This is a genomic window from Staphylococcus sp. GDB20D11A, assembly GCF_016893255.1.
GTDB classification, from domain to species: Bacteria; Bacillota; Bacilli; order Staphylococcales; family Staphylococcaceae; genus Staphylococcus; species Staphylococcus aureus.
Genome location: NZ_JAFEPJ010000001.1, coordinates 118852 through 142257, shown reverse-complemented (window position 1 = coordinate 142257; position 23406 = coordinate 118852). Strand labels below are relative to the sequence as shown.

General features: G+C 34.3%; 22 protein-coding genes, 1 pseudogene and 1 other annotated feature. Of the genes and pseudogenes, 10 read left to right on the top strand and 13 right to left on the bottom strand.

Annotated elements, in window-relative coordinates; all coding sequences use genetic code 11:
• Positions 1 to 7: 7 nt before the first annotated feature.
• Entirely contained in the window at positions 8 to 304 is a 297-nt protein-coding gene (gene rpsF, locus JV528_RS00705; RefSeq protein WP_001261460.1) for a 30S ribosomal protein S6, read from the bottom strand.
• A 243-nt stretch (positions 305 to 547) separates the two neighbouring features.
• On the opposite strand from rpsF, the gene JV528_RS00700 reads away from it, so the two are divergent.
• Positions 548 to 739, top strand: coding sequence for a hypothetical protein (locus JV528_RS00700; protein WP_001052483.1), 192 nt, complete (start codon positions 548 to 550; stop codon positions 737 to 739).
• Positions 740 to 824: 85 nt separating this feature from the next.
• Here the strand turns inward: JV528_RS00700 and ychF are convergent, their stop codons facing one another.
• From ychF to JV528_RS00680, 4 genes are all read right to left on the bottom strand, one after another.
• Complete coding sequence (ychF, locus tag JV528_RS00695) at positions 825 to 1922, bottom strand: redox-regulated ATPase YchF (protein WP_001218732.1); 1098 nt, start codon at positions 1920 to 1922, stop codon at positions 825 to 827.
• 11 nt (positions 1923 to 1933) lie between these two features.
• Positions 1934 to 2137, bottom strand: a complete 204-nt coding sequence (locus JV528_RS00690; RefSeq protein WP_000157348.1) for a DUF951 domain-containing protein — start codon at positions 2135 to 2137, stop codon at positions 1934 to 1936.
• Positions 2138 to 2166: 29 nt separating this feature from the next.
• Positions 2167 to 3048, bottom strand: a complete 882-nt coding sequence (locus JV528_RS00685) for a mechanosensitive ion channel family protein (RefSeq protein ID WP_000373075.1) — start codon at positions 3046 to 3048, stop codon at positions 2167 to 2169.
• A 153-nt stretch (positions 3049 to 3201) separates the two neighbouring features.
• The gene (locus JV528_RS00680) at positions 3202 to 4047 is read right to left on the bottom strand and encodes a ParB/RepB/Spo0J family partition protein (RefSeq protein ID WP_001621659.1); all 846 of its coding nucleotides are present in this window, start codon (positions 4045 to 4047) and stop codon (positions 3202 to 3204) included.
• Positions 4048 to 4275: 228 nt separating this feature from the next.
• Positions 4276 to 4644 (top strand) — a binding site (T-box leader).
• A gap of 63 nt (positions 4645 to 4707) precedes the next feature.
• On the opposite strand from JV528_RS00680, the pseudogene JV528_RS00675 reads away from it, so the two are divergent.
• The 5 genes and pseudogenes from JV528_RS00675 (at position 4708) to JV528_RS00655 (ending at position 11803) form a co-directional block, all read left to right on the top strand.
• Positions 4708 to 5816, top strand: a pseudogene (locus tag JV528_RS00675) (PLP-dependent transferase).
• The gene (metC, locus tag JV528_RS00670; RefSeq protein ID WP_000175850.1) at positions 5813 to 6973 is read left to right on the top strand and encodes a cystathionine beta-lyase MetC; all 1161 of its coding nucleotides are present in this window, start codon (positions 5813 to 5815) and stop codon (positions 6971 to 6973) included. Before JV528_RS00675 ends, metC begins: the two are co-directional and overlap by 4 nt.
• Entirely contained in the window at positions 6942 to 8783 is a 1842-nt protein-coding gene (locus JV528_RS00665; protein ID WP_196931806.1) for a bifunctional homocysteine S-methyltransferase/methylenetetrahydrofolate reductase, read from the top strand. The genes metC and JV528_RS00665 overlap by 32 nt, the downstream gene beginning before the upstream one ends.
• Positions 8780 to 11008, top strand: a complete 2229-nt coding sequence (gene metE / locus JV528_RS00660) for a 5-methyltetrahydropteroyltriglutamate--homocysteine S-methyltransferase (protein ID WP_000207627.1) — start codon at positions 8780 to 8782, stop codon at positions 11006 to 11008. Before JV528_RS00665 ends, metE begins: the two co-directional genes overlap by 4 nt.
• Positions 11009 to 11050: 42 nt before the next feature.
• A complete protein-coding gene (locus JV528_RS00655) occupies positions 11051 to 11803 on the top strand; it encodes a cyclase family protein (RefSeq protein ID WP_000195910.1) in 753 nt (250 codons plus the stop codon).
• Between the two features lie 82 nt (positions 11804 to 11885).
• Here the strand turns inward: JV528_RS00655 and JV528_RS00650 are convergent, their stop codons facing one another.
• On the bottom strand, positions 11886 to 13067 hold the full coding sequence (locus tag JV528_RS00650) for an acetyl-CoA C-acetyltransferase (RefSeq protein ID WP_204177122.1): 1182 nt from the start codon (positions 13065 to 13067) through the stop codon (positions 11886 to 11888).
• Positions 13068 to 13606: 539 nt separating this feature from the next.
• Between JV528_RS00650 and JV528_RS00645 the strand changes: the two genes are divergently transcribed.
• A complete protein-coding gene (locus JV528_RS00645; protein ID WP_000245691.1) occupies positions 13607 to 14740 on the top strand; it encodes a low temperature requirement protein A in 1134 nt (377 codons plus the stop codon).
• Positions 14741 to 15257: 517 nt separating this feature from the next.
• Here JV528_RS00645 and JV528_RS00640 read toward each other — a convergent pair.
• Genes JV528_RS00640 through JV528_RS00625 form a run of 4 tightly spaced genes read right to left on the bottom strand, consistent with a single transcriptional unit; the run spans position 15258 to position 17667 of the window.
• Entirely contained in the window at positions 15258 to 15887 is a 630-nt protein-coding gene (locus tag JV528_RS00640) for an ABC-2 transporter permease (RefSeq protein WP_000677720.1), read from the bottom strand.
• Positions 15887 to 16729, bottom strand: coding sequence for an ABC transporter ATP-binding protein (locus JV528_RS00635; protein ID WP_000209556.1), 843 nt, complete (start codon positions 16727 to 16729; stop codon positions 15887 to 15889). Before JV528_RS00635 ends, JV528_RS00640 begins: the two co-directional genes overlap by 1 nt.
• A 24-nt stretch (positions 16730 to 16753) precedes the next feature.
• Complete coding sequence (locus JV528_RS00630; protein WP_000698759.1) at positions 16754 to 17467, bottom strand: DUF3169 family protein; 714 nt, start codon at positions 17465 to 17467, stop codon at positions 16754 to 16756.
• Complete coding sequence (locus JV528_RS00625) at positions 17464 to 17667, bottom strand: helix-turn-helix transcriptional regulator (protein ID WP_001246007.1); 204 nt, start codon at positions 17665 to 17667, stop codon at positions 17464 to 17466. The genes JV528_RS00630 and JV528_RS00625 overlap by 4 nt, the downstream gene beginning before the upstream one ends.
• Before the next feature lie 240 nt (positions 17668 to 17907).
• On the opposite strand from JV528_RS00625, the gene JV528_RS00620 reads away from it, so the two are divergent.
• From JV528_RS00620 to tatC, 3 genes are all read left to right on the top strand, one after another.
• Entirely contained in the window at positions 17908 to 18297 is a 390-nt protein-coding gene (locus JV528_RS00620) for a DUF1398 domain-containing protein (RefSeq protein ID WP_046597216.1), read from the top strand.
• A gap of 99 nt (positions 18298 to 18396) precedes the next feature.
• The gene (locus JV528_RS00615) at positions 18397 to 18621 is read left to right on the top strand and encodes a twin-arginine translocase TatA/TatE family subunit (protein ID WP_001794540.1); all 225 of its coding nucleotides are present in this window, start codon (positions 18397 to 18399) and stop codon (positions 18619 to 18621) included.
• A gap of 16 nt (positions 18622 to 18637) precedes the next feature.
• On the top strand, positions 18638 to 19339 hold the full coding sequence (gene tatC, locus JV528_RS00610) for a twin-arginine translocase subunit TatC (protein WP_014532563.1): 702 nt from the start codon (positions 18638 to 18640) through the stop codon (positions 19337 to 19339).
• 251 nt (positions 19340 to 19590) lie between these two features.
• Here the strand turns inward: tatC and JV528_RS00605 are convergent, their stop codons facing one another.
• From JV528_RS00605 to efeO, 3 genes are read right to left on the bottom strand one after another with little or no spacing between them, the layout of a single operon-like run.
• Positions 19591 to 21303, bottom strand: a complete 1713-nt coding sequence (locus JV528_RS00605) for an FTR1 family iron permease (protein ID WP_065315599.1) — start codon at positions 21301 to 21303, stop codon at positions 19591 to 19593.
• Entirely contained in the window at positions 21284 to 22513 is a 1230-nt protein-coding gene (gene efeB / locus JV528_RS00600; RefSeq protein WP_065315600.1) for an iron uptake transporter deferrochelatase/peroxidase subunit, read from the bottom strand. The genes JV528_RS00605 and efeB overlap by 20 nt, the downstream gene beginning before the upstream one ends.
• Positions 22510 to 23364 (bottom strand): iron uptake system protein EfeO, encoded by an 855-nt coding sequence (gene efeO, locus JV528_RS00595; protein ID WP_000737192.1) that lies wholly within the window; start codon positions 23362 to 23364, stop codon positions 22510 to 22512. Before efeO ends, efeB begins: the two co-directional genes overlap by 4 nt.
• Between the last annotated feature and the right edge of the window lie 42 nt (positions 23365 to 23406).

Below are 23406 nucleotides of genomic sequence, written 5' to 3'. Positions count from 1 at the left end.
CTAATTATTACTTGTCTTCGTCTTCACGAATAACCATGTAACGAATGATATCGTCACTGATTTTAGCTAGACGTTGGAATTCGTCAGTAGCTTTGTTGTTATCAGATTTAACACGTACGATGTTATAGAAGCCATCTTTGAAATCATTGATTTCATAAGCTAGGCGACGTTTACCCCAGTCTTTTGCTTCTAAAACTTCTGCACCTTCAGTAGCTAAGATACCGTTGAAACGTTCAACTAACGCTTTTTTAGCATCTTCCTCAATGTTTGGGCGTACGATGTACATAACTTCATATGTTCTCATTTTATATTTGCACCTCCTTGTGGTCTATACGGCTTATCAATCTTAAAACAGATAAGCAAGGAATAATTTTCATTACTCACAATAAAGAATTATATCATGCGTCATTACTTTTTACAATAATAATTCAAACTACTCTTCATATCATTTTTGACATTAATTCATTTGAAATTTTCTATGATATTTTTAAAAATACACTTCACAAAAGCGAACACATGTTCTATAATAGCTGTGAGGTGATAAGGAATGAATTTAAATATTGATTGGTCTAAAGATTTTCAAGAATTCCAAGAGATACTTAATAGTGGCATTCATCCTGAATGGCTTTATTGTGCAAAGGCTAATCTTGTTTTAGAGCCTGCTTATACTGGCGAAGGCAAACAATTTTTCAGCACTCAAGATATTATTAACGCGAGTAAAATTATTCCATTCTTTTAATAAATTATAAGCATAATTAAAAGAGGCGAACAATTGATTCCGCCTCTTCTACATATATTCTATTTAATTAACTTCACTCTATCGTTTATACATTAAATCTGAAATGAACGATGTCGCCATCTTGCATAATATATTCTTTACCTTCTAATCGTTGTCTGCCCGCTTCTTTAGCGCCACTTTCGCCACCATATTGTACATAGTCGTCATAACTTGTTACTTCGGCACGGATAAATCCACGTTCAAAATCAGTATGAATGATACCAGCACATTGAGGTGCAGTCATACCTTGTTTAAATGTCCAAGCACGTACTTCTTGCACACCAGCAGTAAAATATGTTGATAATCCTAATAATTCATAAGTTGTTCTAATTAATCGATCTAATCCTGGTTCTTCGATACCTAAATCTTCTAAGAACATTTCTTTATCTTCATCATCTAATGTAGCAATTTCTTCTTCAATTTTTGCACTAATAACAATCACTTCAGAGTCTTCTTGCGCTGCATATTCACGAATCGCTTTTACTTTATCATTATCATCATCACCAATTTCATCTTCACCAACATTAGCGATATAAAGCATTTTTTTAGACGTCAGTAATTGCGCTTGATTCACCCATTTTTGATCTTCTTCATTAAAGTCAATACTACGAGCGGGTTTACCATTTTCTAAAGCTTCTTTAATAGTTGTTAAAATACGCACTTCCATTTCAGCAGTCTTATCTTTTTGACGTGCCAATTTTTCAATTCTAGGTAAGCGTTTTTCAACTGATTCTAAGTCTGCAAGTACTAATTCCATATTGATAACTTCGATGTCATCAATTGGATCAACTCGACCAGCTACATGTGTTACATTATCATCGTCAAAAGCACGAACAACCTGACAAATTGCATCTACTTCTCTAATATGTGATAAGAATTTATTACCTAAACCTTCACCTTTAGAAGCACCTTTAACAATTCCGGCAATATCTGTAAATTCAAATGTAGTAGGTAATGTTTTTTTAGGTTGAACCATTTCTTCTAATTTAAGTAGTCTTGCATCTGGCACTTCTACAATACCCACGTTTGGGTCTATAGTTGCAAACGGATAGTTTGCTGCCAAGGCACCCGCCTTTGTAATTGCATTAAATAATGTTGATTTACCAACGTTTGGTAAGCCAACGATACCTGCTGTTAAAGCCATGAATCATTCTCCTATCTTTGTGTATCATCCTGAGATACGATGATTTTTTTTAGTTTTTTATCAAACGTTTGACGTGGAATCATAATGCTTCGTTGACAATTTTCACACTTAATTCTAATGTCAGCACCCATTCTAATAATTTTAAAACGATTGGTTCCACACGCATGTTGTTTTTTCATTTCTACTATATCATTTATTCCATATTTTGACGCCATTAAATATGACCTCCATGTATTATAAACTACTAAACACCGTTTTCACTATGATTAAAAGGTGTCATTATTGGTTGTGGTGTCTTAATACCTTCTTGTAAAAACATTTTTTGTACTTCTTTACGAATAATACGCGCACCAGAGAAACCTTCACCTGGTATAGTTTCTGCTGAAACCCTTAATATTACTCTAGTATCTTCAAAGGCATCAATACCAATCACAACAGGATCACTTACAAATAAATAATATTTACTACGCAGAGATGTAAATAATTTGTTTAATTTCTTCTCAACATTATCAATATTTTCATCTACAGATACTGGAATTTTAACAATTGCTGTTCCATTCGTAATTGAGTAATTCGTTATTTCACCCATACTACTATTTGGCAAGATTGTAAGTTCCCCAGATATTGTATTAATGCGTGTTGAACGGAGTCCAATTGATTTAACTGTTCCCTCTGCTACAGTTGTACCACCGTTATTTATCTTAACATAATCACCTACATCAAATTGGCTTTCAAATATAATAAAGAATCCTGTAATTACGTCTTTAACTATAGTTTGAGCACCAAAACCTACTGCTAAGCCTACGACACCAGCACTGGCAATTACCCCTTCAACACTAATGCCAAATTTACTTAAAATGGTAGTGATAACTATAAACCACACGATATATTTAACAACATTTTGCACCAATGATATTAATGTTTTGGAACGTTTTTTATTACCCTTTTTACTCTTGTTTTGTATTTTAAATCCTTGGGCAATCATTTTATCTAGTATTTTAATTACGATTAATGCAACGATAATATATATAATTATCATCGCTAATTTAGTAGCGACACTTTCATATGTTTCAATTTTAGTTAATGGTTCGAATAGCGATGAAATAATACTCATAACTTGATCCATAATTAGCGTTACTCCTTTCTATATAGCCTCAAATAATTTTATTAATATTGTTGTATTCTTCCAACCTACTGAAGTCGCATCATCTTCAAAGAATATAGATAACTATCGATATATCTATAGATTCACAAAGTGATATTATATAAAATTGTGTAACTATTTACCATACTTACGATTTAATTGTTCAATGATTCTCACAAAGTCATCTTGTGATTCAAACTCAAATGAGATTTTGCCGACTGATTTTTTTATCGATATATCTACTTTTGCGCCATACTGTTCTCGCAGCTGTCGTTCTTGTTGCTTTATAAATTTAGGCTTAGTTATATCTACTTTGTCTGTTTCCGACTTTGACGAAACATTTTTTAATTCATTAACATGATTTTCTAAATATCTGACACTCCACTTTTCTTTAACAACCCGTTTCGCTAACCTAAGCATTTGTTGTTCATCTTTAATTGCCAATAACGTTCGTCCATGTGCACTTGTCAGTCGCCCATCTTTTACCATGTCAGCAATCTTTTTCGGTAAATGTAATAACCTCAACATATTCGCTATATACGGGCGCGACTTACTCAATCGCTTCGCTACTTCTTGTTGTGTAATTTTCAAATCTGTCATCAAACGTTGATAACTTTCAGCTTCTTCAATCGCATTTAAGTCTTCTCTTTGTAAATTTTCGATGACCGCCAGTTCCATCATATCTTCATCTGTTAAATCTTTGATAATCGCTGATACGTATTTTAGACCAGCAATTTTCGAAGCTCTAAACCTTCTTTCACCAACTACAATGTAATAGCCTTGTACTGTTTTTCTAAGCACAATTGGTTGCAAAATACCATATTGCTTAATTGAATCTGCCAAATCATTTAAATGATTTTCATCGAAAGTTTTTCGGGGCTGATACGGATTCGGTTTGATATCCGATATATCTATTTGCTTAATTTGTTCATCTTTTGTTTTAGTAATACGTTGATCTTCACTTTTTGACAATTCACTCACATCACTTTTTATTTGATAACAACAGTTAAATATATTTTATGTATTCTAAATGAGTCAGACAACCATTAACCACACTTTATTTAAAAAATAATTCATTTTTCAACTTCAAGATACCAATTACAATTTCACAAACAAATTAACTTTTAAATCAAAATTTTCTGAATAATTGTTGACAAATCTTTTTTTACTCTGTAAGCTAATTAATATCTTATAACAGTTTAATGAAACGTAAACACAATAAAGAGGAAAGTAAAACACACCCTGCTTATACAGAGAGTCTTTAGTAGCTGAGAGAAGATTTTGAAAGCGTGTTTGAAAATGGCCTTGGAGTGTTGATGCCAATATGAGGTGTCTACGGGTTCGCCCGTTATAGCGATACAGTATTAACATTGATGTTAAATGGCGTACTGGATTCTTTACGCACGATTTTTGTTAATAAGTATGGGATATCACATTACTATATCCTTACTTACTGACTTTAATTGTGATAATTGTTCAGTAAGCATATTTACTTTTAATGCGTACTGAATAAGGTTATTTCAGCGATGGAATAACAAATAAAGGTGGTACCGCGAAACATAAGCTTTCGTCCTTTTTATCCGATTCATTCGGGTACGAAGGACGGAAGCTTTTTATTTTTTCTTACAGGAGGGTCTTAATATGAAGGATACACAGTTAGCCCAAATCACATTAACTGATGATTCAACCGGTGCTATAGCGAATCCAATCCATTTATCTACTGCCTACAAGCATCCAAAACTAGGACAATCGACAGGATTTGATTACACACGTACTAAAAATCCTACACGTTCAACATTTGAAACCTGTTTTGCCAAACTCGAACATGGTGTTGCTTCATTCGCTACATCAAGTGGAATGTCCGCCATTCAATTAATATGTAATTTATTTAAACCACACGATGAAATTTTAGTTTCATTCGATTTATACGGCGGCACATTTAGATTATTTGAATTTTACGAGCAACAATACGATATAAAATTTAAGTACGTTGATTTTACAGATTATGAACAAGTTGAAAAAGAAATCACTGATAAAACAGTAGCATTATTCATTGAACCAATATCTAACCCACAAATGATTGCTATTGATGTAAAACCGTACTATCAACTTTGTAAAGCTAAAGGCTTATTGTCAATTATCGACAATACTTTTTTAACACCTTATCTTTCAACACCATTAGCAGAAGGTGCTGATATAGTCTTACATTCAGCTACGAAATATATTGGTGGACATAACGATGTACTAGCAGGTGTCGTAACCGTCAAAGATGAATCACTCGCGCAACAGTTGTTTGATTTTCACAACATGACTGGCGCAACACTTTCACCAATAGATAGGATAGTTATTTGTTGTTACGTGGACTTAAAACTTTGCATTTACGCATTGAACGTGCGCAATCAAACGCAAGAAAACTTGCTAAAAAATGTCAGTCACTTCAAGCAATTGACGAAGTACTATATAGCGGGCAAACTGGCATGCTTAGTTTAAGACTTAACAAGGCCTATAGCGTCGCTAAATTATTAGAAAATTTAGACATTTGTATTTTTGCAGAAAGTTTAGGAGGTACTGAAACATTAGTGACCTTCCCTTACACACAAACACATGTTGATATGCCAGATGCTGAAAAAGATAAACGTGGCATTGATGAGTATTTAATCCGCTTATCACTAGGCGTTGAAAATTATGAAGACATCGAACGCGATATCATCCAAGCATTAGATAAAGCTCAGATTGGAGAGATTGTATGACACTTTCAAAAGAGACAGAAGTGATATTCGATTGGCGTAGAGGTGTGGAATATCATTCAGCTAACCCACCACTCTATGATTCTTCAACATTCCATCAAACAAGTCTTGGTGGCGATGTTAAATATGATTATGCACGAAGTGGGAACCCTAACCGTGAACTTTTAGAAGAGAAGCTAGCACGATTAGAACAGGGAAAATTCGCTTTTGCTTTTGCATCAGGTATTGCTGCTATTTCAGCAGTACTTTTGACTTTCAAATCTGGTGATCATGTCATCTTACCCGATGATGTATATGGCGGTACTTTTCGCCTCACTGAGCAAATTTTGAATCGTTTTAATATTGAATTTACAACCGTAGATACTACCAAGCTCGAACAAATCGAGGGTGCCATTCAATCAAACACAAAATTAATTTATATCGAAACACCATCGAATCCCTGTTTTAAAATTACTGATATCAAAGCTGTTTCTAAAATAGCCGAAAAGCATGAACTACTGGTAGCTGTGGACAATACATTTATGACACCGTTAGGTCAATCACCTTTATTACTTGGCGCTGATATTGTCATTCATAGTGCTACAAAATTTTTAAGTGGACATAGCGATTTAATTGCTGGTGCTGTCATTACTAATAATGAGGCAATTAGTGAAGCTCTTTATTTAATACAAAATGGTACAGGCAATATGTTATCTGCTCAAGATAGCTGGACGCTTGCTAAACATTTAAAAACATTTCCAATCAGATTTAAACAATCTGTCGAAAACGCTCAAAAAATCGTGTCATTTTTAATAAAGCAAGATGAAATTTCAGAAGTTTATTATCCGGGACTCACTGCTGCTCATTTAGAACAAGCTAAAAATGGCGGTGCCGTTATTGGCTTTCGTTTAGCTGATGAGTCTAAAGCACAACAATTTGTCGATGCACTGACATTACCACTCGTTTCAGTGAGTCTGGGCGGTGTTGAAACGATCCTTTCACATCCAGCAACAATGTCTCACGCTGCACTACCTGAAAAAGTGAGACAAGAACGTGGTATCACTTTCGGTCTATTCCGATTAAGCGTTGGTCTCGAAGATCCTGATGAACTCATTGCAGACATCAAATACGCATTAAAGGAGGCATTCAATGAGTCAATTCCTCACACAATTGAAAGATAATGTTTTAGTAGCTGATGGCGCTATTGGAACCATTTTATACTCTGAAGGTTTAGACACCTGCCCAGAAGCATATAACCTTAGCCATCCAGATAAAGTTGAACGCATCCATCGTTCATATATCGAAGCTGGTGCTGATGTCATTCAAACCAATACTTATGGTGCAAATTTCGAAAAGTTAAAACGATTCGGTCTCGAAGATAAAGTTAAAGCAATACATCAAGCCGCCGTTCGCATCGCAAAAAAAGCAGCAACTAAAGATACGTATATATTAGGCACAGTTGGTGGGTTTAGAGGTATCAAACAAGAGGATATCAGCTTACAAACTATTCTTTATCATACTGAAATTCAAATAGACACCTTAATTGAAGAAGGCGTTGACGCGCTACTTTTCGAAACGTATTACGACCTAGAAGAGCTAACAAATGTCATTTCACGAACGAGAAAGAAATACGACATTCCAATCATTGCTCAATTAACCGCTTCAAACACAAATTACTTAGTTAATGGTCAGGCAATCAATGAAGGATTAAAACAACTCGTTCAATGTGGTGCAAACATCGTGGGACTCAATTGTCATCATGGCCCGCACCATATGCAAGAGTCTTTCACACATATTGAATTACCAGAGCACGCATACTTATCTTGTTATCCAAATGCCAGCTTATTAGATATTGAAAATAGTGAATTTAAGTATAGTGACAATGCACAATATTTCGGTCAAGTTGCTCAAAATCTAATTCGCGAAGGTATTCGTTTAATTGGTGGTTGCTGTGGTACAACGCCTGAGCACATCAAATTTATTAAAGAATCTATTCAGACACTTAAACCTGTTAATGACAAAAAAGTGATTCCGATACCAACGAAAGCACTTTTCAATCCATCTCAAAATAAAGTTAGACAATCATTAACATCTAAGGTTCAAGAACGTCCAACCGTTATTATCGAATTGGATACACCGAAACATTTAGACACGGATAGATTTTTTGAAAATATCGCTAAACTTGATAAAGCTAATGTAGATGCGGTAACACTCGCAGATAATTCATTGGCAACTGTCAGAATTAGCAACATTGCTGCTGCAAGCTTAATTAAACAATATTACAATATTGAACCACTCGTACATATTACATGTCGAGACCGAAACTTAATCGGCTTGCAGTCCCATTTACTTGGATTATCGCTCATTGGCGTTAACGAAATATTAGCCATAACTGGTGATCCTTCAAAAGTTGGTCACTTACCAGGTGCAACCAATGTCTATGATGTTAATTCTAAAGGATTAACTGAACTCGCTCTAAGATTTAATCAAGGTATTAACACTGACGGTGATGCGCTGAAGAAACGTACACACTTCAACATCGCTGGCGCCTTTAACCCTAATGTTCGTAAATTAGATGGTGCCGTAAAACGACTAGAGAAAAAGATAGAAAGCGGAATGTCTTATTTTATAACACAACCCGTGTACAGCAAAGAGAAAATCATTGAAATTTACCATGCCACTAAGCACTTGAACAAACCATTTTTCATAGGCATTATGCCTATCGCAAGTTACAAAAACGCACTCTTTTTGCATAATGAAGTGCCAGGAATCAAGATGTCAGATGAAATTTTACAACAATTTGAAGCAGTTAAAGATGATAAAGCCAAAACACGAGAACTAAGTCTTAAGCTTTCAAAGGATTTAATCGATACTGTTCATGAATATTTTAATGGTTTATACATTATCACACCGTTTCAAAATGTCGAAGATTCATTAGAACTTGCAGCATACTCAAAATCTATTACTGCTCACAAGGAGGCAATATTATGACAACAATTAAAACATCAAACTTAGGATTCCCAAGATTAGGTAGAAAAAGAGAATGGAAAAAAGCCATCGAAAGTTATTGGGCAAAGAAGATTTCTAAAGAAGAATTAGATCAAACATTAACAGATCTACATAAAGAAAATTTATTATTACAAAAGTACTATCACTTAGATAGCATCCCAGTTGGTGATTTCTCTTTATATGACCATATTTTAGATACGTCATTATTATTCAATATCATCCCTGAACGTTTCCAAGGTAGAACTATCGATGATGACTTATTATTTGATATTGCTCGCGGTAATAAAGACCATGTTGCAAGTGCACTTATAAAATGGTTTAACACTAACTATCACTACATCGTACCTGAATGGGACAATGTTGAACCTAAAGTGAGTCGCAACGTATTATTAGATCGCTTTAAATACGCGCAATCTTTAAACGTTAACGCTCACCCTGTCATTGTTGGTCCGATTACTTTTGTTAAATTATCAAAAGGCGGTCACCAAACTTTTGAAGAAAAAGTTAAAACGTTATTACCACTTTATAAAGAAGTGTTTGAATCATTAATTGATGCAGGTGCTGAGTACATTCAAGTTGATGAGCCAATCTTAGTTACAGACGACAGTGAAAGCTATGAAAATATTACACGTGAAGCTTATGACTATTTCGAAAAAGCTGGTGTTGCTAAAAAATTAGTCATTCAAACATACTTCGAACGTGCACATCTTAAATTCTTAAGTTCTTTACCTGTTGGTGGTTTAGGTTTAGACTTTGTCCATGATAATGGCTATAACCTTAAACAAATTGAAGCAGGAGATTTTGATAAATCAAAAACATTATACGCTGGAATTATTGATGGTCGTAATGTATGGGCAAGTGACATTGAATCTAAAAAAGTCTTAATCGATAAATTGTTAGCACACACGAATGAGCTTGTCATTCAACCATCATCTTCATTATTACATGTTCCAGTATCTTTAGATGATGAAACATTAGATACAAGTGTTGGCGAAGGCTTAAGCTTTGCAACTGAAAAATTAGACGAATTAGATGCATTGCGTCGCCTATTTAATCAAAACGATAGTGTTAAATATGATAAATTAAAAGCACGTTATGAGCGTTTCCAAAATCAATCATTCAAAAACTTAGATTATGATTTCGAAAGCGTGCGTACTTCAAGACAATCACCATTCGCGCAACGTATTGACCAACAACAAAAACGTTTGAACTTACCGGATTTACCAACAACAACTATTGGATCATTCCCACAAAGCCGAGAAGTTCGAAAATACCGTGCAGATTGGAAAAACAAACGCATTACAGACGAAGCATATGAAACATTCTTAAAAAATGAAATTGCTCGATGGATTAAAATTCAAGAAGACATCGGCTTAGATGTATTAGTTCACGGTGAATTTGAACGTAATGACATGGTTGAATTCTTCGGAGAAAAATTACAAGGTTTCTTAGTAACTAAATTCGGTTGGGTGCAATCATATGGTTCACGTGCCGTAAAACCACCAATCATTTATGGTGACGTAAAATGGACAGCGCCTTTAACTGTTGATGAAACAGTTTATGCACAAAGCTTAACAGATAAACCAGTTAAAGGTATGTTAACTGGACCTGTAACAATTCTAAACTGGTCATTTGAACGTGTTGATTTACCACGTAAAGTTGTTCAAGATCAAATTGCTTTAGCAATCAACGAAGAAGTATTAGCACTTGAAGCTGCAGGAATCAAAGTTATCCAAGTTGACGAACCTGCATTACGTGAAGGCTTACCATTACGCTCTGAATATCACGAACAATATCTTAAAGATGCTGTTTTATCATTTAAACTTGCAACGTCTTCAGTTCGTGATGAAACTCAAATCCATACACATATGTGTTATTCTCAATTCGGTCAAATCATTCATGCTATTCATGACTTAGATGCTGATGTTATTTCAATTGAAACATCTCGTAGCCATGGTGATTTAATTAAAGACTTTGAAGATATTAATTATGATTTAGGTATTGGTCTAGGTGTATATGATATTCATAGTCCACGTATTCCAACAAAAGAAGAAATTACTACAGCAATCAATCGTTCACTACAACAAATCGACCGCTCATTATTCTGGGTAAACCCTGACTGTGGATTGAAAACGCGAAAAGAAGAAGAAGTTAAAGATGCATTGACTGTACTTGTGAATGCTGTTAAAGCTAAACGTCAAGAATAATCGCAGCATTTATCATATAATAAACTAAAAACGGGTGATTTTATGACACAATATCCTTTATGGCAACAATTAAATACTTTAAAACAAGCAACTTGGGTTGATTTAACGCATACATTTGATCCAGAAATACCACGTTTTAGTGAGTTTGAAAAAGGTGAAGTTTCAACTTTATTCACGGTTAAAGATCATGGTTTCTATGTGCAACGTTGGAATATTGTAACGCAATATGGTACTCACATTGATGCACCAATCCACTTTGTCGAGAACAAACGTTATTTAGAAGACATTGATTTAAAAGAATTGGTATTGCCGTTAATTGTATTAGACTTTTCAACAGAAGTAGCGAACAACAATGATTTCATCGTAACACGTGCGCATATAGAAGCATGGGAAAAAGAGCATGGTACTATTGAACCTGGCACTTTTGTTGCACTTCGTACCGATTGGTCAAAACGTTGGCCTAATATTGAAACGTTTGAAAACAAAGATTCGAACGGACAACAACATGCACCGGGTTGGGGATTAGATGCTTTGAAGTACTTAATTGAAGAACGCCGTGTTGAAGCTGTTGGTCATGAAACATTCGATACCGATGCATCTGTGGACGTTGTAAAAAATGGTGATTTAGTTGGCGAACGTTATATTCTTGGTCAGGATAAATACCAAGTCGAGTTATTAACTAATTTAGATCAATTACCAACTCGTGGCGCCATCATTTACGCTATCAGCCCTAAACCAAAAGATGCACCTGGGTTCCCTGTTAGAGCATTTGCAATTAAACCATCAAATGACTAATATTACCCAATAAATCCATAAACAAATAAAAACAGGTTATGCCAACATGTAATTAATACTGTTGTGATAACCTGTTTTCTTATTATTTATACTTTGATACAACTGCAGCGATAGCTTGACCGCCACCAATACACAATGATGTTAAACCAGTTTCGACTTCATCATTCAGTTGATGCAATAATGTCACTAATACTCTAGCACCAGATGCACCAATAGGGTGTCCTAATGCAATGGCACCACCTTTAGCATTCACCTTTTCAGGAGGTAATTTTAATTCGCGATCTACAGCTAATGATTGTGCTGCAAATGCTTCATTTAATTCAAATACATCAATATCGCTTAATTCTTTTTTACTACGTTTCAAAGCCTTTTCAACAGCGCCAACTGGTGCAATACCCATAATAGAAGGATCTACACCATGACTTCCAAAGCCATCAAGCACTGCCAATGGTTCGATATTTAATTCTTTAGCTTTGTCTTCTGACATGACTAACATCATCGCAGCACCATCATTGATTCCTGATGCATTACCTGCTGTAACTGTACCGTCTTTTTTGAAAGCTGATCTTAAGCGACTTAATTTTTCAACTGATACATTTTTACGTACACCTTCATCCTTAGTGACAACGATTGGTTCACCTTTACGTTGCGGAATCGATACTGGAACTATTTCACTATCAAATTCACCATTTTGTTGTGCACGTACTGCTTTTTGTTGTGAGTTTACAGCAAATGTATCTTGTTCTTCTCTTGAAATACCATATTGCTCTACTAAATTTTCAGCAGTAATACCCATATGATATTGATTAAATACATCTGTTAAACCATCATATACCATGCTATCAACCATTGATTGATGTCCCATTTTAAAACCAAAGCGACTGTTGTTGACAAGCATTGGTGATTGAGACATATTCTCCATACCGCCAGCTAGCACGATGTCATTTTCATCAGTCACAATAGATTGATATGCTAATTGAATCGACTTTAACCCAGAACCACATACTTTATTCACTGTAAATGCAGGTACTGTCTCTGGTAAGCCACCTTTCATAGCAGCAATTCGTGCTGGATTTTGTCCTTGTCCTGCTTGTAGTACGTTACCGATGATGACTTCATTAATCTCACTTGGATTCAAACCCGTCTCTTTAATAATATGTTCTATTAAAGTCGCACCTAAATCATAGGCTGGCACGTCTTTAAACGCACCTCCAAAAACGCCAATAGGTGTCCTGTATGCTGCTGCTAATACGACTCTCGTCATGTCATATTCATCTCCTTATGATATATACAATTTTATTACTAATACGTCTAATGAACCAATACGCCACTAACATCCAATTTATGAAACCAATTGCTACGTATGTTACATTTTCATTCTTGTTATGCATTTAACAAATCATATTATACAATGATGTAATTTGTTTGGGCAATCGGGAACGTAAACGGTTTCACTTTAACATTTCACACTCTTAAATATGCTCTATCATCCTCATCTATAGTACAAAATTATGCTTTGATTTACCACAAATTATCATTAATCATTTCGCGTAATGACTCTAATTAAATACTATCTATCATTGCATCGCTATTCACAGCTTGTTTCACCATCAATTTCACCATCTACTTTTTCAAACCATGACGTCTCTAGTCAAATATTAAATCGCTGATGATTGTTAATTCCGCAATTACCTTGCAGTCACCTCTCCTTCCACTTCATCGCCAAATCTGCCCCTATTCACTAGAAAAAATAAATAGTATACTTAGTAAATTAATTACACATATTAAAGGAGTTAAAATTTTATGGTTAATGCATTAACACCAAAACATTTAGCTGAAAAGCGTGCAGGATTCCATGAGTTGTTCTTTGATTTAATTTTCGTCTATGCCATTCAAAAAATTGCACATGTGATTTTAACAACACAAAATGGTTCCATTTCAGCTGATTTATTTTTCAAATACATCGTCATGAGTTTGTTCTTATGGTTAATGTGGTCTCATCAAACATTTTTTACAAATCGATTTGGTCAAGTTACATTCAAAGACGTCTCGTTTATGATGTTTAATATGTTTATCATGGTCTTCCTATCTAACAGCCTATATCCGGACTTTGAAAAGACATTCTTCCCATTCTTCTTATGCGTGGCAATTATGTATTTAAGTATCGGATTACAGTATTTATTACATATACGTACAGGATTAGATTATGGCGATAAGCGTACATGTCAAGCTTTTGCGACCGTAGCCTTTGTGATTTCATTTTTATCATTTCTATCATTAGTACTACCACAAAGTATCCATTACATCCCTGGATTTTTAGGCGTATTCATTGCAGCGACAGGACTTATTCCATTTCAGAAATATCTTGTATTATCACCTGTTAATATGATGCATTTAGTAGAACGTTTTTCGTTACTAACAATTATTATCTTTGGCGAGGTACTGGTTGGTTTAGCTTCGTCATCATTTAGCATTGATCATTTTAGTTACATTTATATATTCCAATTTATGATTTTAATTAGTCTTTTCGGTGTTTATTGGATCATTACTGAAAATTACATCAATCATAAATTGTCATCTATCGGTTTTCGTTTATCGTATACGCATTTATTAATCAATATCGCTTTAGGTGTGATTAATGCCGCAATTGTTTTTAGTAATAACAATAAACTAAATGACTTGTTTGAAATTAATATGATGTATATCAGTGTTTTAATATTCTATATTGGATTATGGTTAATCACGCCTTATTTCCATAATGAACTGACAAACGCAAAATATATTTCTTCTTCACTAGGCATACTTGTAGTATCATATATCATCAGCCTTATCTTTAAAGGGCATGACCAAGTAATGATTATCTCGGTATCCGTTGCGACTTTCTGCATCATGCTCATCTATTTTAAAAATCAACGTCTACGTCAAAGTGATGAATAGATAACATTAATCTCGATCAATGTATTTGAACTGCATCCAAAAATATTGTGCTTCACAGTATACTTTTGAGACAATCATCAGTTATGATACATGATCGAGTTTTTATATTTCCAAGGAAATCATTGGCATATACCATCATCAATTGATACACACAAATAAATTTCAGCAACATACTCAATAATATATACACGTTAATCCTCACTATAAAAGGATACAATTCCCACACAACCTAATCTTCTAAAAACAAATGATATGATATAGAGATGTCACCTCAACCTATCATCCCGCATTTCATTCCACAACACCAAAAAGAGCCTGAGACATAAATCAATGTTCAATGCTCTACAAAGTTATATTGGCAGTAGTTGACTGAACGAAAATGCGCTTGTAACAAGCTTTTTTCAATTCTAGTCAACCTTGCCGGGGTGGGACGACGAAATAAATTTTGCGAAAATATCATTTCTGTCCCACTCCCTAAATATTATTTCAATGACTAGCTTCACACCAAGAATATTGATTATAGTTCTTGTTTGTTAAAAATTTTAATAGACAATATATAAGAAACGCTCGTTATAACTATACCAATGACCGCATATGCTATGACAACTAGCCATCCTTCAGTGCTAATTTTTTCAAATTCTAATGCAGATGCACCACTAACCATACCATATATAAAGAAAAAGACCACGAAAGAAAAAAGTAGTAGTATAGATGCAAATATCATAATGACATTAGAGTTTTCAGCGCCAAATTTAAATGTCAATGGGAAAATGATAGAGTATGCCCCTATGATACCAAAACTCATTAAACCTGACATAATACCAATCATCACACTTTGGGTCACGATCGTAGTCACAACTAATCCAATCATTAAACTTGCACCGAATAAGATTAAATAAAAGGCAAAGTATGACTTAATATAATCACTACGTTTAACCGGTAAAGTAGATACATAATACATCCATCTTGAGTCTTTTTCATGTTTAATATTATCAGTAATAGGTGTGATTAACATAACCCCAGCCATTGCCGAACTCATCAACGGATTAAACACTGCAAAGTATCCCGCAGCTATGATAGCGACTATAAAATAAATATATGTTTGCTTTCTCGTTGCATAAAAACTACTTAGGAACATACCTTTCATTATACTTCACCTCGCATTATGATTTTCGTAGCGTCATCAATGTGTTTTAAAGGTTCTGCATTTTCAATTTCTGCATAATCTTTAACTAAAATTTGATATTTCCCCTTTGACAATCTAGAAGCTATAATTAAATGCTTAGGAATTTCAACATCTTTATCTTCTGTCGTAACAATTCCATATTGTGCTAAAAGTATATCTTTCTGTTCAGTTAAAATCATTCGTCCATCTTTCATAAACACTAATTTATCCGCTAATTGTTCTATATCTTCAGAAATATGCGATGATATTAAGATGCCTCCACCTTGCGCGACAAAATCTTCTAATAGTTCCATTACTTCTTCTCGTCCAGAAACATCCATACCCGCAGTTGCTTCATCTAAGATCAATAGCTTCACATCATGAGAAAGCGCAATCGTCAAAGCTATCTTCATTCGCATCCCTCTTGAAAAAGTTTTAATTTTAGTTTGTAGTGGCAACTCGAAATATTTGATTAAATCAAAGAATTTTTGACTATTCCAAGTCGTATAAATAGATTGAAATACTTTATCTATATCTTTAATAGTCAATTTATTAGGTACTCTCAAATCATCAAACACAACACCTATGTGTTCTTTATATTCGACATCACCCGCAGCATGCTCTTCCCCAAAAAATGTGATACTACCGTTATCTTTATGTCGATTACCTACTAGAATATTAATTAATGTCGATTTACCTGAGCCATTTTTCCCGATTAATCCTACTGTCTCATTAGTAGCAATCGTTAAAGATGCATCTTGTAATTTAAATTCCGAATCTTTGTATTGTTTGTTCACACGATCTACGTTTAACAATGTTGTCATATCCATGCTCCTCTTTGTTTAATTTTAATAAAAACGTCTTCTCTTCAATAAATAACTAAAGGCGTTATATATGAAAATAGCAATGATAAGTAGCAAACTAAAGCTTTGATTAATTCCTGTAGCAATTGAATAAGACCCTATAAAAATAATGGCTAGTATCAATATGGATAAGTTGATCGCATATGTTTTAAATAATGCAATTAATTCTATATGGCGTTCACCTTCATCCAATATTTCCAATCGCTTTTCAGTGTAATTCTTATCTGCAATTTTTGGCATTCTATCATCAAATCTTCTATTAAACAGCGTAAATTGTGTATTGAAAATAGCACTAGCAAAAAATGGTATTAAAAAGAATAGTATTGCATCTGCTTCAGCATGCCCTACCACAAAAATAAGCAATACTAAAAAAGCAATAACTGTCTGCAGAATACTTAATATACTTCCATTTAAAACATAACGATTCGCAAGCAACTCATATTGATCTGTTGCATCGATATCTACCTCTTCATCTACAAGTCGCTTATACTTCAATGCACGTTTTTGATTCATCAAAACAATGGCTTCTACCAATATGATAATAATAGTCGCAACAATCGATATTACAACGACATTGTTATATGTCGCAAACGTCAAGTTCTCAATACCCAATCCATCAAAGTTACCTAAAATTCCACCTATGATACCTCCTACAAGTCCACCCAGTAAAAGATATCCGATATATCTTAGTATTTTCATGCCTCATCCTCCTCAATAATAAAAATAGTTTCCACCGTTTCATTGAAGATACGAGCAATCTTTATTGCCGTTAATACTGATGGCATAAAATTGTTTCGCTCAATTAGAGAAATGGTTTGTCTTGAAACACCAGCTAGTTTGGCAAGCTGCGTTTGATTTAAGCCATCTCGTGCTCGTAACTCTTTCAATCGATTACGCACATCGCATCAACTCCTTAATCCTACTGTAAATGATATTTGTCTTTTTGACAACTATATTTGTCAAAAAGACACAAAAAAATATAAATGTCCACCTATGTATGACATTTTGAAACAAACACCTCAACGCCTACAAGTCATAATTGTTTACATTCGTTACACCTTCCTGCATAATTAACAGCATTCTAATTTTAGTATGATGCACGCATTTTCACTAAATCAAACCATTCAAAGGAGACTATTATGGCATTTACATTATCTGAAATCCAACAAGCACATCAACAATATACTGGTGTCGATTTTCCAAAACTATTCAAAGCATTTAAGGATATGGGTATGACGTACAATATTGTTAATATTCAAGATGGCACTGCAACATACGTACATCAATCAGAAGATGATATTGTTACTTCATCTGTAAAAAGTAATCATCCTGTCGCTCCAAGTTCAAATCAATCTATCGTTCAAGATGTATTAACTAGACATCAACAAGGACAAACAGATTTCGAAACATTTTGTGATGAAATGGCTGAAGCTGGTATTTATAAATGGCATATCGATATTCAAGCTGGTACTTGTACTTATATCGACTTGAAAGAACAAGCTATCATTTCAGAATTAATACCTCAGTAAAATGTGTTTATAGCAATATTTTAATTATTATATAAAATATTGTTGATAATCATTATCGTTCGGTATAAAGTAAATACTATATACTACTTATGAGTGAGGTTGATTATCATGATAACTAACACTTTTATTTTAGGCATCACAGGCCCAACAAGTCTTGTCGTCATTAGCATTATCGCTTTAATTATTTTTGGTCCGAAAAAATTACCACAATTTGGTCGTGCTATCGGTTCTACTTTAAAAGAATTTAAATCTGCAACAGAAGATTTAGATAAAGAGTCTCACGATACACCCAGTAAGGAATCGAAGCAACAGCGAGAGCAATAGTACTGATGATACATTAATGGTTCACTTTAGCGAACTACGCCAACGGTTAGTAAAAATTTTATTGTCGTTCGGCATTACGGTCATCGTCGTATATGTTTCATCATTTTGGTGGATGACACCATTCATAACGTATATTACCCGTGCACATGTGTCCTTACATGCATTTTCATTCACAGAAATGATCCAAATATACGTGATGATTATATTTTTCATCGCGTTTTGTTTCATTTCACCAGTCATGTTTTATCAATTGTGGGCATTCATTGCGCCTGGATTACATAATAATGAACGTCAATTTATTTATAAATATAGTTTTTTCAGCGTGTTATTATTCTGTGCTGGCGTCGCTTTTGCATTTTATGTTGGCTTTCCAATGATCATTCAATTCGCGTTAAAATTATCATTAACTTTAAACATTTCGCCTGTCATTGGCTTTAAAGCATATTTGATTGAACTCATACGTTGGTTATTTACATTTGGCATTCTATTTCAATTACCAATATTATTTATGGGTCTTGCAAAATTCGGTCTTATAGATACATATTCTTTGAAACATTATCGTAAATATATTTATTTTGCTTGCTTTGTGCTGGCGAGTATCATTGCACCACCAGACATAACATTAAATATATTACTCACATTGCCACTCATATTGCTCTTTGAGTTCAGTATGTTCATCGTTAAATTCACATGCCGCGGTGAACCACCAACGCAATGACCTTATACGAATCAATACTGCAATACTTACAATGCAACAACATCACAATAGCCAATAAAAGAACAATGTAGCACCTCAGATTATATCAATACTGCAGCTAACTAACATTGCGTTAATCAGAATACAGCATCGGATTAAACCGTGATATCTACATCTCTGCAATGCAACGAGAACCAACAATGCCGCGATATCTGCAATGCTACGATAATCCGCCATACAGCAACAAAAAAAACAGGCACTCGGCCTGTTTTTTATTTTTTAAATTTAAAGATTAAGATAGCAACTACCATAATATAGGCAGCTTGTGCTATTAATGGTTCATAACTTGGATAGAAGCCCAACCAGTTAATCGTTGGGAATCCTTCAATAACATGTCTTGGCATCACACCTAATAATTGTAATTTTTGAATACTTACGCCAAGCATTTTGAATCCCATAATAAAAATAAAGATCGACAATACTCTAAATATATAAAATATAGGTATCAATCTGACGATAAATCTAAATAATAGCGCAAAGACAATTAATATCACGATGGCCAAGGCGATACCTATGACAAAATCTTTGGTCGCTAATTCGCCTATCATTCCCATATAGAAAATGATAACCTCAACACCTTCACGCAACACAGATATTAAACCAATCGTCGCTAACAATACCAAATTACCATTACTAATCGCATTGGCATACATATTTTTAATCATATCATTCCAGCGTTTCGCATTCGAACGTTTATGCATCCAAACACCAACGATAAACATTAATATGACCGCAACGATACCTAATCCCGCTTCCATACTCTCACGAAGCATACCGCTATTCCCTAGTGTTTCTACGAATGTAATTGCTAAAACGATACTCAATACAAGTCCGGCAATTGCACCACCAATTACACTTGCAGTACCCTTCTTATCTTTGACATTACGCGTCATAGTAGTCAATGTCATTACAATTAATAACACTTCTAGTCCTTCACGTAAAAAGATAATCATCACATCGACGAAGCTATAACTATGGCCAACAACCTCTTTAATTTGGTTATTTAATTCTACTAAGCCATCTTTCACATGTGCTTTATTATGTTCGTCTAATACACTTTGATAATATGGTATTTTATCTTCAATTTTCGTATACAAAGCACCGTCTTTAGTTTGAATTTGCCCTTCAACATACGGCCAAATTTCTATAAAATGTGTAAGCGCAGCATCAGCATCCGACAATTGATTGTTGTCGATAGCTTTAATCGCCTTCTCTAACTCATCATTTAATTGTGATACATGGTATTGATCATTTGCAGACGTACCACTTTTTTTATCGACATGATCAATATTTGATTTAAAAGTTGTCCAAGCATGTGACACTTTTGCCGTATCTAATGGTGACTTATGAATTGCAATTCTAAGTTGTAATAATGCGACTTCAATTTGTCCATATTGATTTACGTCATAATTGCGAATCACTGTTTCATTACTAGTCCAAATCTGATTCAAACTATTGTTCAAAGATTCTAATTCCGCTTTATTTTTGTCTTTAATCGCTTTTGTCATCGCAGCATCTTTGGCATCGACTTGCTGTTGTAATAGTTTAATTTTAGAACCCGCATCTTTACTAGCCAATTTCTCTTCATAAGCAATTAATGACTTCGTTAATTGCGAAAGTGTATCTTTTTGATTATCATTCGCTTTTGCATCTTCAAGCTTTCTCACATTTGATTTGACAGCATTACCTTCGCTATTATCTTCAAGCGATAATTTCTTAACTGCACTTACCACTTGCTCAATTGCTTTCTGCTTATTGTCATTCGATATCGAATTATTAGAAAGTGCAGATTTCGAATCCGTTATCACACTATATACATCACTAATACTTTGTTGTTCTGCTGCCTGACTTTTCAATAACCCAAAGTTACACACCATAGCAGCAGTAATTAGCATTGCTATAATTTTAGTCAAATAATGTTTCACCAAGGTATCCTCCCTTACTAACACCTGGTAATACTATAAATGAAGCAGAACCTCTATGTGTAATATATTCATTTAACTTATCATTACTACCTAAATTGTTTTGAATATCGATAAATTGTTGGGTCGCTTTTTGAAAAGCAATGAACAACAAGCCTGTTTCAAAGTTACCTGTGCGGTCATCCGTACCATCAACATAATTAAAGGCTCTACGTAAAATTGACGTATTTGCTTCTTTCGCTAGTCTCGTATGGGCATCTTTATCAATAATATACTCGCCATGACTATCTTTCGCTTTTAAGTCAATTTCATCAAACTCTTTCCCACCTGTTAACGGTGCACCACTATGTCGCTTGCGACCAAATGTAGCCTCTTGTTCTTCCAGTGCAGTACGATCCCACGTTTCAATGTGTATTTGAATACGTCTGACAACACAATAAGTTCCATGTTTCGCCCATCCGTCATCAATAAACACATAATCTTTAAGTTGATTACTCTTTCTAGGATTAATTGTTCCATCTTTAAATGCCATTAAATTTCTAGGTGTTTCCTTACCTTTAGCAGAGATAAAACCAGATTGCGCCCAACGTACCTTAACAATATCTCGAAATGGACGAACTAAATTATGAACCGCATGAAAGGATACTTGCGAATCATTTGAGCATGCTTGAATCATAATATCACCATCGCTGTAATCGTCTATTAACTGATCATTCGGAAAATGCGGTAAATCTTTAAAGGCATCGGGAATTTTACTAGATAACCCAATTTTCTTCATCAAAGACTTACTAATCCCAAAGGTAATCGTTAACTTGCTTGCACCTAATCCTATCGATTCACCGGTATCTACTGGTGGCATTAAAGGATTGTTACTCGTCTTGCCAACTGTATCACCATCCATCATACGATCAGCCATAAGCGTCCACTTTTTAAACATTGCCTTAATTGCATCTCTATCTTTTGACTTCAAATCTAACGCAACGAAATTGCATGTTTTTTGCGTTGGTGTGGTAATGCCTGGTTGCACTTTACCATAAAATTCATACGCATCTTTTTCCGGATCTTCTGGTGTATTGAACATTGATTTGAAAGACCACATGCTACCAACACCACTTGCGCCAATTGCAACACCGGCACCGCCAATACCTAACATTTTCAAAAATGTACGTCTTGAAAATTGCGTACTATCGTTAACTTGTTCATAATTTGTCATTCAGTAATCACAGCCATTTTACTTAGTGGCTCTCCTAATGCATTAACAGCATCCGCAAATGCTTTACGGTCTTTCTTAGATACTTTTTCAAATGACTCATAACCGCCGTTGTTATCTTTATACTTATCCAATAATTGATTCACTTTATCGAAGTTCATTTGAATATCATCACTTAATTTTTTATCTTTTTTCTCTAAAATAGGTTTAAATAAGTCATAAATTTTTTGTGCGCCTTCAACGTTCGCTTTAAAATCATATAAATCTGTATGTGAATAAATTTCTTCTTCACCTGTGATTTTAGAAGTTGCAACTTCATTTAATAGGTCAACAGAACCTTGCAACATTAATTTTGGTGTGATATCTAATGTATCAGCTTTGGCATGCAATTCTTTTGCATCTTTCAATAATTGTTGTGCATCTTTTTTAGTCATATCATCAATTTTCTTATCTTCGTATAATGCTTTTTCAATCTTATGATATCCTGACCATTCTTTTTCCTTTTTCTCTTCTTTCATATCTGCAAGACGTGCATCAATTTTAGGATCTAAATCTCCAAATGCTTCTGCAACTGGTTCAGAGCGTTCATAATACATGCGAACTTTTGGATATAACGCTTTTGCTTGGGCCATATCATTATTTTCAATCGCTTTAACAAATTTTTCTGTACCTTTTAAAAATTCATTTAACTGTTCATCAGTATATTTATCATATGCTTTTGTTGCTTGTTTTAATTCTGCTTTAACACCATCATCTTTTTTCGATGTCTTTGAATCATCCTTCTTACTATCGTCGTTCCCACATGCAGCAATTAATAACGTTGATGCTAATAATAGCGTTGTTAACTTTTTCATTTTGACACCTCATTATAGAAATTCTATTATCCACATAGACAT